11 protein-coding genes and 1 pseudogene are annotated in these 12,447 nt (G+C 49.5%); 9 read left to right on the top strand and 3 right to left on the bottom strand.

Features of this window, described 5'->3' with window-relative positions; all coding sequences use genetic code 11:
* Nucleotides 1-413: 413 nt before the first annotated feature.
* Nucleotides 414-656: a hypothetical protein gene (locus tag H8S52_RS12865; protein ID WP_005798322.1), complete on the bottom strand. Its 243-nt coding sequence runs from the start codon at nt 654-656 to the stop codon at nt 414-416.
* A 335-nt stretch (nt 657-991) separates the two neighbouring features.
* Between H8S52_RS12865 and H8S52_RS12860 the strand changes: the two are divergent.
* The 8 genes and pseudogenes from H8S52_RS12860 to H8S52_RS12830 form a co-directional block, all read left to right on the top strand.
* Nucleotides 992-1,189, top strand: a pseudogene (locus tag H8S52_RS12860) (hypothetical protein); the annotation flags it as partial.
* Between the two features lie 85 nt (nt 1,190-1,274).
* Entirely contained in the window at nt 1,275-1,472 is a 198-nt protein-coding gene (locus H8S52_RS19985) for a hypothetical protein (RefSeq protein WP_055295418.1), read from the top strand.
* A 10-nt stretch (nt 1,473-1,482) separates the two neighbouring features.
* A complete protein-coding gene (locus H8S52_RS12855) occupies nt 1,483-2,034 on the top strand; it encodes a hypothetical protein (RefSeq protein WP_117700620.1) in 552 nt (183 codons plus the stop codon).
* Between the two features lie 30 nt (nt 2,035-2,064).
* Nucleotides 2,065-2,907 (top strand): AraC family transcriptional regulator, encoded by an 843-nt coding sequence (locus H8S52_RS12850; RefSeq protein WP_007845708.1) that lies wholly within the window; start codon nt 2,065-2,067, stop codon nt 2,905-2,907.
* 31 nt (nt 2,908-2,938) lie between these two features.
* Nucleotides 2,939-3,841, top strand: a complete 903-nt coding sequence (locus H8S52_RS12845; RefSeq protein WP_004326095.1) for an RteC domain-containing protein — start codon at nt 2,939-2,941, stop codon at nt 3,839-3,841.
* A 35-nt stretch (nt 3,842-3,876) separates the two neighbouring features.
* The gene (locus H8S52_RS12840) at nt 3,877-4,305 is read left to right on the top strand and encodes a helix-turn-helix domain-containing protein (RefSeq protein ID WP_008648468.1); all 429 of its coding nucleotides are present in this window, start codon (nt 3,877-3,879) and stop codon (nt 4,303-4,305) included.
* Nucleotides 4,268-6,340, top strand: a complete 2,073-nt coding sequence (locus tag H8S52_RS12835) for a bifunctional DNA primase/helicase (RefSeq protein WP_117978430.1) — start codon at nt 4,268-4,270, stop codon at nt 6,338-6,340. The genes H8S52_RS12840 and H8S52_RS12835 overlap by 38 nt, the downstream gene beginning before the upstream one ends.
* A 407-nt stretch (nt 6,341-6,747) precedes the next feature.
* Nucleotides 6,748-7,266, top strand: a complete 519-nt coding sequence (locus H8S52_RS12830; RefSeq protein ID WP_005924160.1) for a dihydrofolate reductase family protein — start codon at nt 6,748-6,750, stop codon at nt 7,264-7,266.
* Between the two features lie 97 nt (nt 7,267-7,363).
* Here H8S52_RS12830 and topB read toward each other — a convergent pair whose 3' ends face one another.
* Both topB and H8S52_RS12820 read right to left on the bottom strand, forming a co-directional pair.
* Complete coding sequence (gene topB / locus H8S52_RS12825) at nt 7,364-9,451, bottom strand: type IA DNA topoisomerase (RefSeq protein ID WP_117978429.1); 2,088 nt, start codon at nt 9,449-9,451, stop codon at nt 7,364-7,366.
* A 26-nt stretch (nt 9,452-9,477) separates the two neighbouring features.
* Nucleotides 9,478-10,794 (bottom strand): DUF4099 domain-containing protein, encoded by a 1,317-nt coding sequence (locus tag H8S52_RS12820; protein ID WP_186909954.1) that lies wholly within the window; start codon nt 10,792-10,794, stop codon nt 9,478-9,480.
* 944 nt (nt 10,795-11,738) lie between these two features.
* Here H8S52_RS12820 and H8S52_RS12810 point away from each other — a divergent pair.
* Entirely contained in the window at nt 11,739-12,365 is a 627-nt protein-coding gene (locus H8S52_RS12810; RefSeq protein WP_004309980.1) for a Crp/Fnr family transcriptional regulator, read from the top strand.
* The last annotated feature ends 82 nt before the right edge of the window (nt 12,366-12,447 follow it).

Genomic DNA, 12,447 nt, shown 5'->3' with positions numbered 1-12,447 from the left:
ATTTACTGTTACCATACACCGGTGATGGGAAACGAAGCGTACCCCCTATCATCCCCCATGATGTCCCCCTCCCAAGCAATCCCCCTCCCCTACCTTCATATATGGGTATAAAAACACTGATATTAGGGCATTTAAAAACTAAAGCGTGAAAAATGATAGGTTTTTAGGGGGGGCTATCAAATAAAAAACGAGGGGTATTTTTAAAATTATAGTATTTTAGTACGTCTGTATCGCACACCGCCAAAACCATATTTTGAATATCCAGTTCTATAAAAGTGAATATCCACTTTGAACATCCACCTGAATATCCAGCGTCAAAAAAGACCGATTTCAAGCACAAAAAAAGGGAGGTATAACAACCTCCCCACACCGGATCATTCTAAAGCCATTTTTATTGCGTTTTTGCCCGCTTATTATTCGTCTGATACATTTCCACTACGCCCGCAAGAAATGAGCGTAGATTGCTTTATTATAGCCTTTTTGGTGCATATAGTACCGTTCCCGGACAATCCTGCATGCAGCAAATAATTCTTCGTTGCACCCACCTGTTCAGCTGTAAAAACGGTATAAACCGCCGAAATGCTGCTGAAATACCAATCTTTCCGCTTTGTTCCTTCTATTCCGTGCGTCAAATGCACATGTATTACCTTTGCCATAGTTTATAATATTTTGCTACAAATATACTAAATATCTATTATATGGAATAAATTAAGCAATATTATATCAAATAATCAGGTACAAAAAAAGCAGCCGCAGCTGCCATGCACTCCCCCACCCGAATCAACCATGTAAGCCCTATGTAAACCCAATTAAACCTATCTGCAAATCTGTATGCCTAAAAAGCACCTAAATGTAGCTGCAAATTAAACCCACGTAAACGTTTCGTTTTGCAGAGCCATCCACTCATATCTTGCACAACCTTTTGTATATCAATAGCTTTGATGTCTTTTTCTCCCAACCCTCAATATACGTTTCGTTCTGTGCCCCATATATTCCATTGAGCAGTGATTTTCCCTATATTATCAGCATACCCGTTTCTGAATTGGAGAGTAAGCGTACGGAATACACCTCGCTGAAAGAGGGTAACGGTATCGGAGATTATGACTATGAGCAGGAAATGGACGACCTGAATTTCATTTTCGATGAAGCCTTTGAAGCGCAAAAAGACCTCGTGATTATGGTTTATTGATATGGTACACTGGTGTGAGAATAAATATGATGTTAACGAAGCGTGATAACGCCTTACAGCGTTCCCCGCTGAACCATTAATCAATATGAGTAACCTTATCACAGTAAATAGATTTGGAAAAGTTCTGATATGGGTATGGAACAGATGTATAAAGAAAACTGCCATTCCTTATGAAGAACTTGATTTCCATTACCCCGATTGGGCTTTCATTATTACAGGTTGTATCTTTTTCGGGGTTGTGGTAGGTGTTACCCTGTTTTATTTTGCTTTTATAAAACAATAGACTATTTACAATGAAAGCCCGACTTAAATACCCGATATTCAGCTTTGCCCCCAAAGGCAACATGATATACGTGTTTCGCAAGGAAGAACTGTACACAACGACCAATACCGAGTTGTTGAAGAAGCGGAAGAACTACATTGTAGTGGATGCAACCGGGACGAAATATGTTGAAAAGGGGGCGCACAAAGTGAAGTGGCAAGGGATATTCGGATATTGTATCAGGATGCAGGGACGTGTGATTTCCATTGAATACGAGTACGGGGACAATCCCGAACCGTTCCCACTACGAAAACTGCAAGAACTGGTAGCGGAACGATACCCCAAGACACGGTGGTTCAAGGAAGAATGCTGGAACAGCGCAGACGAGTTCCGGCAAGCGATTTTCGCCTGCAAGACCTTTGAGGAAGTGGCGGACATACTGATGCCCGAACAAAAAACGAGCGTTTGGCAGCGCATTGAAGAATATTTCCTGCGGGCAGGTTTTCTTATGCTTGCCGCCATGTTCCTTTATCACGTGGTTTGGCGGCTAATCCAAAAGTTTTGGCTATGGGCTACCGGGTAACGTACAGAAAACAAATCAATTTATTCAGATATGGAACAACGGATTACATCATTATTGCTGCCCGCTCCCGAAGCGGAGCTGGAAGCGTCCTGCAAGGAACTGGACGAAAAGGTAACATGGCTGTTGCACAACAGCCGGAAAATGGACAACTATTTGGAACTTGAACCGTTCAGCAAGGACGGGCGGCTGTGCGCCCACGTGTGCGACACGCTCAAGAGCCTGCCGGAAACGCCGACACTGGCGGCATACAAGGACTACAAGGCAATCATTATCCTGCTGGGTATGTCCACCACCCGTTACGCCATACTGGACGAACTGGCGGAACAGCACCGCAAGCGGGACGAGATACCCGAACTGACCGCCTACTGCGATGCGCTCCACTGGATGCGACCGGGACGGCAGTACCTCTGCAACGTGTACAACACGGTATGCCACGCTTTCCACCTGCTACGGAGAAACCCGGTAAGGGACAACCGCCTGCTGGTGACGGAAAAGGAACTGCGCCACGCCGAACGGATGCTGCCGGAGCTGGGCAGGCAGACATTCACCGAAATGGTGCGTCTGAAAGGCTACATGGTCTATGATGCCGAGCAACTGGCGGACAAATGCGGCATGGAATACGGCTCGTTCCGACGGAAGGTAAAGAAAATGACCGGGTACACGGCTAAGGAATGGGTGATAAAGGAGCGTGCAAAGGACGTGGAACACTACCTGAAGAACACCAACCTCACACTTACGGAAGTGGCGTTCACCACCGGGTTCGCATCGACATCGAACCTGAACGACTTCTGCAAGGCTTACTTGCTGGACACACCGGGCGAGATACGCAGAAAAGCGCAGGAAACAAGAAAATGCACAGTTACAAGAACGTAATGTGAAAAATCAAGAATAAAACAGATTTTTTATGCCCGTAACTTTGTGCTTCATAAAAGATAAGCACAAGGTTATGGAACATAAGATACCGTTGGAAACATACTTCGCCGGACTGCTTCAAAAAGTGGAATGGCAGATACAGGAATACGAGGACACCGCAGCGGACACGCTGACGCTCTGCCGCCTGTGCGTGGACTACCTGCAAGAGATACTGGGCGAACTCAAAAACTTTATAATCTCCTACCCGTTCGCCAGCACGGAAGAGGAAATACACTTCTTCAAGGAACTGAAACCGCTTTTAGCGAGCAAAATCATCTATTACAACACTGTTTACAAGATAGAGGTGCGCTTCCCCAGCGGCAGCGAGGAAGTGCAAAGGGACTACCTGCTGTCGGAAACCGACCGGATTTCAAAGTCGTTCCAGCGGAACTTGGCGTTCTACCAGTACCACCGAACGAAAGCCACCTACTTGGACAGGCAGTATTTCATGCGTGGGAAGCCTGACATACAAATCATCGTGGACAGTTTCTATTACGAAACAGACCCACAGTTCAGCACCAGTCACGATTTCAAGGTAGCCAAGATTTTAGCCAACGAACTGCTGGAAATATACCTCACCAACCGTCTGCACGAGCTGGAACGCCGGGAACAACGCAAGCGGGTGAAGAACGGCTTCATGGGAAAGGTGTTGCGCTGGACGGGGACGAAAAGGGCGTTGGTGGAACTTATCTACGCACTGGACGCCTGCGGCTGTCTGAACAAGGGGACGGTTGATATTAAGGAGATTGTAGCCTACTTTGAATACGTGTTCGACATCGACCTCGGCGACTTCTACCACACCTACATGGAACTAAAAGCCAAGACCAAAGACCGAACGGGCTTCCTCTCCACCCTGAAAGACAGGTTGCTGATGCGCATGAGGGAGCAGGATTAGGCAACCGTGCTTTAACAAAATTTATTTCGCCACAGGTGGGTACATCTGTGGCGTTTTATTTTTCAGGACACCCGAACTTTGCGGCAAATCAATTAGTTACCGTTATGGAAATAATAACATTCGAGTCCAAAGCCTACAAGGAACTGGACAACAAGATTACCGCCATTGCCGACTACATCTTCAACCACATGGAAACGGCAAGGCAAAGCGAGGAAGACATGTGGGTGGACAGCTACGAGGTCTGCACGTTCCTGAAAATAAGCGAAAAGACCCTGCAACGCCTGCGGGTGTCGGGGACTATCGCCTATTCCAACATCAGGGGACGTTACTTCTACAAGGTCAGCGAGATACGCCGGATGCTGGAAGAACGCCTGATAAGGAGCAACAAGGAGAACATCGACAACCTGATAACCAACCACCAATTATATGCTAAGGAAAGAGGAAATCTTAGAAAGAACAAGTAACGGGCTGGCGGTGTTCAAACACTACCTGCCCGGAAACTGGCGCATAGGTCGCAACTTCCTTAACCCGCTGTACGAGGACAGCAAGGCTTCCTGCAACATCTATTTCGACCGCCGGGGCGGTATCTACAAGATGAAAGACTTCGGCAACGACAGTTACAGTGGCGACTGTTTCTTCCTCGTGGGGCAGTTAAAGGGGCTGGACTGTAACCGGGCGGCTGACTTCGTGGAGATACTGGAAATCATCGACCGGGATTTGGGCTTGGGGCTGGCTTCCGGCACTCCGGTTTCCGTTCCCCCGGCAACCGTCCGCCGGGCAGTGCCGGACAAACCCGAAGAAACGCCCGAAAAGCCCGTCAAGCCCTACCAGTTCCGGGAACAGAAGTTCCCGCTTGCCGAACTGGTGTACTGGCAACAGTACGGCATCACGCCCGAACTGCTGGAACGTTACAAGGTCTGCTCGCTCCGGGAATACAACAGCGAAACGGCAGAGGGCAAACCGTACACCTACACTTCATCGGTGGCAGAACCCATGTACGGCTACAAGGGCAAACAGCACATCAAGCTGTACCGCCCGTTCTCCACGCCCCGCTTCCTCTACGGCGGCAGCTTCGGTGAGAACTACTGTTTCGGGCTGGAACAACTGCCAGCCAAAGGCGACACGCTATTCATCACGGGCGGCGAGAAAGACGTGCTTTCGCTGGCGGCGCACGGTTTTCACGCTATCTGCTTCAACAGCGAAACGGTGACGATACCGCCCACGCTGGTCTATCGGTTGACATTCCGCTTCAAGCACATCGTCCTGCTCTTTGACATGGACAAGACGGGCAGGGAAAGTTCATGCAAGCAGGAAAAACTGTTGGAAGAATTTGGCGTGAAACGCCTGCTGCTACCGCTTCCGGGAACGAAAGAGGAAAAGGACATATCCGACTACTTCAAAGCCGGGAACACCCGTGAAGATTTCCTGAAACTGTTTATCGAATTTTTAGACAACCTGTATAGCGACACATTGATTATGCTTAAATCGTGCGAGATAGATTTCAACAACCCGCCCGCCAAAGCGCAAGAGATTATTTCGGCGGGTGACGTTCCGCTGGGGACACAAGGCAACCTGTTCGGCATCACCGGGGGCGAGGGAACGGGAAAGAGCAATTACGTAGCCGCAATCGTGGCGGGCTGCATCTGTCCGGCTGGTGCGGACATAGATACACTGGGCATACAGATAACCGCCAACGGCAGGCACAAGGCGGTATTGCTCTATGACACCGAACAGTCGGAAGTGCAACTGTTCAAGAACGTAAGCAACCTGCTGGCACGTGCCAAACAGCCGGACAAGCCCGATGAACTGAAAGCGTTTTGTCTTACCGGTATGTCACGCAAAGAACGCCTGAACGCCATTGTACAAAGCATGGACAAGTTCTACTACCAGTACGGCGGCATCCAGTTGGTCGTCATTGACGGCATCGCAGACCTTGTTAAGAGTGCCAACGATGAAGCGGAAAGCGTGGCGGTGATAGATGAACTTTATCGGCTGGCGGGCATCTATAACACGTGTATTCTGTGCGTGCTGCACTTCGTCCCCAACGGATTGAAACTGCGGGGGCATTTGGGCAGCGAGTTGCAGCGCAAGGCGGCTACTATCCTGTCCATTGAGAAAGACGAAGAACCTACCCAGTCGGTGGTAAAAGCCCTGAAAGTAAGGGACGGAAGCCCGCTGGACGTGCCGCTGATGCTCTTTGCTTGGGACAAGGAAGCCGGGATGCACGTGTACAAGGGCGAGAAACCACGTGAGGAAAAGGAGAAGCGCAAGGAAAGGGAACTGGTAAATGTCGCACGTGACATCTTCGGGCGGCAGACACGCATCACCTACATAGACCTTTGCGAGCAGTTGCAGCAGGTATTGGACATCAAGGAGCGCACCGCAAAGAGCTATATCCGCTTCATGCGGGAAAGGGACATCATCACCAAAGACACGGCGAACCAAAGCTGTTTTGTCATCGGTTCATATCATCTTCAAAGGAACGCAAGCTGCCCGTAGGCGTATGGGCTGAACTTGTGTATTTTTAGGTGCTTGTGTCCTGCCCTGTTGTGATAACACGGCAGGATTTTTTCTGTTTGCACGTGATTTTTCAGGGTATTTGCTTAACTTTGCAGAAGTTACACGAAAAAAGTAACGGCAGTTGGACGGCGGTTGCCGGAATATTGCCTTTATATATAACATATACGTTCGCCGAACGTCCCGATGCGAAAACTGGCACTTTTCAAAATGTGGGGATATTCAGCGCAGGATATGCTATGCGTTTGTCATAGCGTGGCTGCACTGTTTCCACATTTGGGTATGCCAGTACCTCGCATCGAAACAGCGTCATGCCACGCTTTCTTTTTTGGGGTGGCGGCTAACGTGCCAAGACAGTAGGGATTTATATCACTTTAATACCTGATAATATGGAACAAATCAAAGCGCACATCGCCGTATCGCTGGACGGGCATACCGCCACGCCGGACTATGAACTGGACTGGATGCCCCGTGAGGTCAAGGAACTGGTGGCAAGGGAACACGCCGCCGCAAGCTGCCTGCTTATGGGGGCGAACACCTACAACTACATCTTTGAACACTGGGGCGGGTGGCCGCACAAAAGCAAACGGTCTTTTGTGGTGTCACACTACGACACCAACGTTACACCGGACTGCGGGGTGGAGTTCCTGACCGAAGAACCGCTGCAAAGGGTCTATGAACTGAAACAGGAAACCGACATGCTGGTGGTGGGTGGCGGCAAGCTGCTTACTTCATTGATTAAAGCCGGACTGCTGGACAGCCTGACAATCTACACCGTCCCGGTCATGGCGGGCAAAGGCATCGGTTTTGTCGGGGAAACATCCGGCTCGCTGTGGAAGCTCTCGGAAAGCAGGGTGCTGGATAACGGGGTGGTCTGTTCGACCTACCTGTTTGGCGGGAACATATAAAAAATGCGCCCGGTTTCCCTCCGGGCGCAACCACTAAAATTTCAATTATTATAAGCTGTAAAACCTATCACAATGAAATTTCAGCGGCAAAGATAGGCTATTTCTTCGGTTTCGCTTTCTTTTCGGGGAATGAAAAACCGACATTGAACTGCTCGTCCAGTACCAGCGAAGCATCGAAAGCCTTGCCGTTCTTGCCCTTGAAGCCCTTGATTAGCCCGGTCTTGCGTTTCGTCACCAGCTCGACAATCTGCTTGTCGGAAAGCTGCTTGTCGCACTTGTTGCGGAATATGGTAAGCGTGCAGTCCACGTTGGAACACTTCGCCACTTTCGGGTAGAACAGGATGCGCCCGCTGCCGCATTTCGGGCAGGGGCAGGTTTCACCAGTAGCGACAGATAGCTGCACCGATAGCAGTTCTGCGGTGATTTGCGTTGCGTACACCTCGATGCCCTTCCGGAACGTGTCGGCATCCATGCTGCCCGCTTCTATCTTGGCAAGGGCGGTTTCCCACATGCCCGTCATTTCGACATCGGCAATCTTCTTGTCCTTGACAATCCCATAAACGGCAAGCCCCTTGTCGGTAGGCACAAGGTTCTTCTTCTCACGCACGATGTACTGGCGGGCGAACAGCGTTTCGATAATCGCCGCACGGGTGGCGGGCGTGCCTATCCCGGCATCTTTCAGGCTGGCTTTCAGTTCGGCATCTTCCAGTTCCCTGCCTGCGTTCTCCATTGCCGACAACAGGCTGCTTTCCGTGTGCAGCGGTTTCGGCTTGGTCTGCTTTTCGAGCAGATCCACGCCGGAGAGTGGCAAATATTCTCCCTCTTGGAGTGGCGGCAGGCTGGCGGCTTCTTCATCCCCGCCCGTTTCCTGCTCGCCGAACACGGCACGCCACCCGGCTTCTTTCATCACAGACCCTTTCACCGTGAAGTCGGTATCTCCCCCTGACAGCAAGGCGGTGGTAACGTCTTTCACGCACTTGCCCGAAAAGGCTTCCAGCATACGCCCGGCTACCAGCTCGTAAACCGCCCGCTCGTCTTTGGAAAGTTCGCCGGGCAGGTTCTCGGTTATGATTAAGGCGTGGTGGTCGGTCACTTTGCCGTCATTCACGCTGCGGCGGTTCAGGGGTGTGCCGTCCAGCCCGGCGGCATACCCGGCAAAGCGGGAGTATTGCCCCAGCAGGGCGACACGTTCCGGCATTTCATCGAAAACGTCCTCCGGAATATAGCGGCTTCCGGTTCGGGGATAGGACATCACTTTCTTTTCATACAGGCTTTGCGCTATGGAAAGTGTCTTGTCAGCCGAGAAGTTCAGCTTCGTGTTCGCTTCCTTTTGCAGCGTGGTAAGGTCGTACAAAAGCGGCGGTTCTTGGCAGGCTTCTTTCCTCTCAACGGATTTAACCACAAGTTGCCCGGCATCCTTTACCCGTTGCAGGGCGGCTATGGCTTCGGGCTGCTGTTCCCACTTGGCGGTCGATTGGGCGGTGAAACCCATTCCCCCGCTGGCGGTCGCCGCTTTGAGTTGCCAAAACTTGGCGGGTACGAAATTCTTGTTCTCCAAATAGCGGCTGCATATCATCACGAGCGTGGGTGTCTGCACCCTGCCCAGCGAGAACACCCCCTGCCCGGCGGCAACGCTCAACGCTTGGGTGGCGTTTATCCCTATCAGCCAGTCCGCTTCGCTGCGGGACTTGGCAGAGAGGTAAAGGTTATCGTAATGCTCTCCCGGCTGCAAGTTATCCAGCCCCTCACGGATTGCCTTGTCGGTAAGGCTGCTTATCCACAGGCGCACAAATGGTTTCCGGCAGTTCAGGTAATGGAATATATAGCGGAAGATTAACTCACCCTCACGCCCGGCATCGGTGGCGACAATAATCCGGTCGCACTGGTCGAACACTTCCTTTATCACTTTCAACTGTTTCAGCACGCCGGGGTCTGCCTTGTACCCTTTCTCCGCTTTTACCTGACGGGGGATTAGCCGGAAATCGGGCGGCAGTATGGGCAGGCTCTCCCTGCGGAAGTTCGCCACGCCGTAGGCTTCCGGCATGGCAAGCTGGATTAAGTGGCCGAACGCCCATGTCACCATATACCCGTTGCCGGAAAGATAACCGTCATTACGCCCGGTCGCACCGATGATGCGGGCGATGTCCTTTGCCACGCTGGGCTTCTCTGCTATCAATGCAATCATAATTCTTTACTTTTTAATGGTGGATATTACATTTTCATTCCTCTGGACTTCTTGGGCTTGTCAGCTTTCAGGCTCTTGTCCTGCGCTTTCTCCTGCTTCTCTTTCTGCTTGGCGGTGGGCTTGTCCTGACCCTGTTTCAACGGCTCTTTGCCCTGCTTGGTGGCTTCGTTGGTCTTGCCCCCCGAATTGACCGCTACCTGCGTCCGGCTCTCGGCGGTGGGGGTAACGTCTTTCGGCTGCACCTTGTCGGGGGATTTGCCCTGTGCGCCGGGCTGTACATGACCGTTGAACTCAACGCCCTTGCCGTCCTTTAGCCCGGCGACCTGCCGCTCTGCGGGCTGCTGCCACTGCTGCAAGAACTGGACGGCGGCACGGGGCAGGAACTCCAAGCCACGCTCCACCGCACTGACCTGCAAATAGGCACTGCGCTGCGTGCCGTCCCTGAATTGCAGGTTTTCCATTTTCACCGCTTGCCCGGCTTCAAAGGCGGCTTTCTGTTCCGGGCTGACTTGCACGTTACAGATTGTATCGGGGCATTTCCACTTGTCAGCCCGCATATACTCCAGTTCGTGCGTGTACCTGTCCCGGCTGACGAACACGGGGATTTGCTCGCCGCTTTTCGGGTCTTTGATTTCAGCGATGCCGCCCAAGTTGCCAGTGCCTTGCAAGTTGCCCTGTTCCTGCTTGGTGAACTCGTGTTCATGGAACGGGCGTTGCAACAGTTTTTCGTCCTGCTGCACGCCGTGCAGCTTGGGTACTACCGTGCCGTCCTTTGCCTGATAGAAAGAGAGCTTGACATCGGTAGGTTTGAGGTAGAAGCCGCCCACCGTCCCCGAAACGGTGTAGGTGTTGCGGGACTTGTAGCCACGCATCACCCGGTCGAAGTCCCTCGTGTTTTTCAGGGTGTCGGCGGTGATGCCGACTTTTTTCAGGTTCTCCCAGTCGATTTTTGACGGGTCGAAGCGGTAGCCCTGCTTGAACTCGTGGAAGTCGGGCTTCGGAACTCGAAGCATTTCAGCCCGCTTGTCACCCTCCGGTGTAGGGTTGCGGTGGTTGTCCTCGATTGCCTTTGCGTCCCGCTCCGCTTCGGAAGCCTTGACGCTGAACAGTTCCAGCCCGGAAGTGTCCTGATACTTGCGGTAGAAGTTGGAAATGAAGTTGCTGAACACATCGCTGTTCTTGTCCACCTGCATGAACTCGCCGCCGTGTGTCGGCGGCACGGTCTGCAAATTGCCCTCCTTGTCAATACCCTTAACGGCACTCACCTTTCCCTGCTGTTTATCCAAGACCAGCAGCACGTCTTTTTCCTGCCCCTCTGCGGGCGGGGTCATTCTGTTTGCCATAAATAATTGAAATTTTAGCGGTTACGGGAATAGTCCCGCCCAAAGGTAGCGACTAAATATGCTATATTTGGACGGGCGGCAAGGGCTGTCCGAATTTGTCCTGCGGTGTCCCGATTTGTCCGGGTGGGATGAAATTCCGCAACCATTGGTTGCAGAATTGAAAAGGGCATAAAAAAAGAGAGTGAATGATTTCACTCTCTTTCGATGAACCCTTTGTGAACCCTTTGGTCGTTTTTTGAAATAGCTAAAACTCAAGTAATTTGCATATTTTGCAAAAGAAAATCATTCGAGTATGAACCATATGTGAACCCTTTAATGGATTAGCGGGGAACACTGTTTAAGCGTCATCGCGCTTCGTTAGTAATCTGTTATTGCACTCGTTTCAAATCCCCGATAGATTGGAGTGACATTTCTATGTAGGGAATAGTTTTTAGAATATGGATGTTATCTATTGCTTCTTTACCACCCAATGCCAATGCCGATACAAGACATGGAGATTATAGAATAAAAATAATTCATCTTTCTTATTATCAGTCATTTGAATATTTTCTGTTTTTCTCTATTTTTGCCATTTTCTGTTATTCAGTACACTTTGAAATATCATTTTCTTTTGTACCTTTGCATCCGCAAAAAACAAAAGAAAATCAACTATTTAGTGTAATTACCCGGTTACGGCACCTAAATCGAGATAAAACCTCTAAACAATGGCAATGTTAGAAAATAAAACGAAAGAAAACCCCAAGCTGGAGCAAAATAAGCTCTCGGACGGTAGAATAAGCCTTTACTTAGAGTATTATTTCCTCCTCAAATTATTAAAAGTAATACTGTCAAAAAGAAATACCTTTTATTCTTACTCTTTTCGCCAGTACTTATATCTTGCAGTCAACAGAAAAAAGTTTAGTACGGTTTGGATATATAGACAAAAAACAGACTAAACTCCAAACATGGAAATTCAGATATTTTTTATACATTTCTCTTATATACAAATGATAGCCGAATTCAATTCATATATGAGTAACATAGACATAGACTTCTTCAAGGAGTTGTGTCTGAAACATGGAGAGTTACGACATTATAAAAAGAATGAGTTTATTCTCCATGAAGGTGATGCCTGTTCTTTCTTCGGGTTTATCTTATCAGGCGTAGTCAAATACAGTTGCACCAACCGGACAGAAAACAAGCCGTATAATGTCGGTTTTTCCTTTCCAAATGAATTTATAGCCGATTATCCCACTTGCTTATATGGCATGAAATCAGAATTGAATATACAGGCGATAATCCCGTGCGAGATTTACATCTGTTCTTCTACATTCTTACAGCAAAAATTCAAGGAAAATAATGAAAACCAACGGATAGCCCGTATCGCAGCCGAACAGATGTTTTTCCAATCATATTCACGTTATTTGGATTTATTCAGATTCACACCGGAAGAGCGTTACCTCCAACTTTTAAAAAAATGCCCTGCAATCCTTCAAATGGTATCACTAAAAGAAATAGCATCCTACCTTAAAATTACACCCATACACATGAGCCGAATCAGACGCAAGCAAAGTTTTGACAACAAAAAATAAACATAGGTTTAGAAATTTACATTATAACAATATTCCAAGAGTATCTTAATCTGCCAAAGAATTCTTCTTTTTATCTTTGTCT

This window comes from Bacteroides sp. NSJ-48 (assembly GCF_014287405.1).
Taxonomy (GTDB): Bacteria; Bacteroidota; Bacteroidia; order Bacteroidales; family Bacteroidaceae; genus Bacteroides; species Bacteroides stercoris.
This window is presented reverse-complemented; position numbering and strand designations above follow the sequence as displayed.

What these genes read in the sequence shown, in the direction of transcription:
- H8S52_RS12830 (WP_005924160.1), top strand. Translation starts at nt 6,748, where the DNA reads ATGGAACAAATCAAAGCGCACATCGCCGTATCGCTGGACGGGCATACC.
- H8S52_RS12845 (WP_004326095.1), top strand. Translation starts at nt 2,939, where the DNA reads ATGCCCGTAACTTTGTGCTTCATAAAAGATAAGCACAAGGTTATGGAA.
- H8S52_RS12850 (WP_007845708.1), top strand. Translation starts at nt 2,065, where the DNA reads ATGGAACAACGGATTACATCATTATTGCTGCCCGCTCCCGAAGCGGAG.
- topB (WP_117978429.1), bottom strand. Translation starts at nt 9,451, where the DNA reads ATGATTGCATTGATAGCAGAGAAGCCCAGCGTGGCAAAGGACATCGCC.
- H8S52_RS12835 (WP_117978430.1), top strand. Translation starts at nt 4,268, where the DNA reads ATGCTAAGGAAAGAGGAAATCTTAGAAAGAACAAGTAACGGGCTGGCG.
- H8S52_RS12865 (WP_005798322.1), bottom strand. Translation starts at nt 656, where the DNA reads ATGGCAAAGGTAATACATGTGCATTTGACGCACGGAATAGAAGGAACA.
- H8S52_RS12810 (WP_004309980.1), top strand. Translation starts at nt 11,739, where the DNA reads ATGGAAATTCAGATATTTTTTATACATTTCTCTTATATACAAATGATA.
- H8S52_RS12855 (WP_117700620.1), top strand. Translation starts at nt 1,483, where the DNA reads ATGAAAGCCCGACTTAAATACCCGATATTCAGCTTTGCCCCCAAAGGC.
- H8S52_RS12820 (WP_186909954.1), bottom strand. Translation starts at nt 10,794, where the DNA reads ATGGCAAACAGAATGACCCCGCCCGCAGAGGGGCAGGAAAAAGACGTG.
- H8S52_RS19985 (WP_055295418.1), top strand. Translation starts at nt 1,275, where the DNA reads ATGAGTAACCTTATCACAGTAAATAGATTTGGAAAAGTTCTGATATGG.